Origin of the sequence: Deinococcus malanensis, assembly GCF_014647655.1 — a bacterium.
In the GTDB taxonomy this organism is placed as follows: Bacteria; Deinococcota; Deinococci; order Deinococcales; family Deinococcaceae; genus Deinococcus; species Deinococcus malanensis.
Genome location: NZ_BMPP01000069.1, coordinates 1 through 638 on the forward strand (window position 1 = coordinate 1; position 638 = coordinate 638).

Sequence of the window (638 nt, forward strand, 5' to 3'; positions counted from 1 at the left end):
GACGCCTCGCCCGCGGACGGCGGGGCGGGCGCCCTGTTTGGTTTCTTCACCGCGCATGCGGAGGTGCGCCGCGCTCCTCGGCAGGAACGGCAGCACCTGGTGATGGAACAACTCGGGCGCCTGTTCGGACCGGCAGCGCTGCTGCCACGCTCCTACGACGAGGTGGACTGGACCCGGGAGCGGCTGTCGAGTACCGCTCAGGATGAGGCGCCGCCAAAGGTGTTCCCGGCGTACGGCCATACACTGCTGCGCGAACCGGCACTGGACGGCCGCCTGTTCTGGGCTGGGGCAGAAACGTCGCCACTGGAGGGCGGCCTTCTGGAGGGTGCGGTGCAGTCCGGTGAGCATGCCGCGCGCCTCGTGCTGGCGGGGCATACGGCGCAGAGGTAGAGAGATGGGTCTTTGGACTTCGCACGGTTCATCCCGCGAGCGTGGAGCACCGCTCCGAGGACGCCTGGGGCTGGCTGTCGTATCCGCTCTACCCGGTCACTCAAGGTCTGGAGAATTTCCTCGCGCAGATCGTGCTGCACGAACCTGCCTGAGCGTTCCACCCTGGGAACGCGAGTCCTCAACCCGGAAGTACTCCTGATTGCTGGCATGACCTCTGGCGGCAGCATTCATGCCGCCTTCATGGTGAG

The 638-nt window shown here is 66.9% G+C and carries 1 protein-coding gene; it reads left to right on the plus strand.

Translation table 11 applies throughout. The annotated features are described in order from the left end of the window. A partial coding sequence (locus IEY49_RS21255) for an FAD-dependent oxidoreductase (RefSeq protein WP_189012394.1) occupies positions 1–390 on the plus strand: 390 nt, incomplete at its 5' end. Between the last annotated feature and the right edge of the window lie 248 nt (positions 391–638).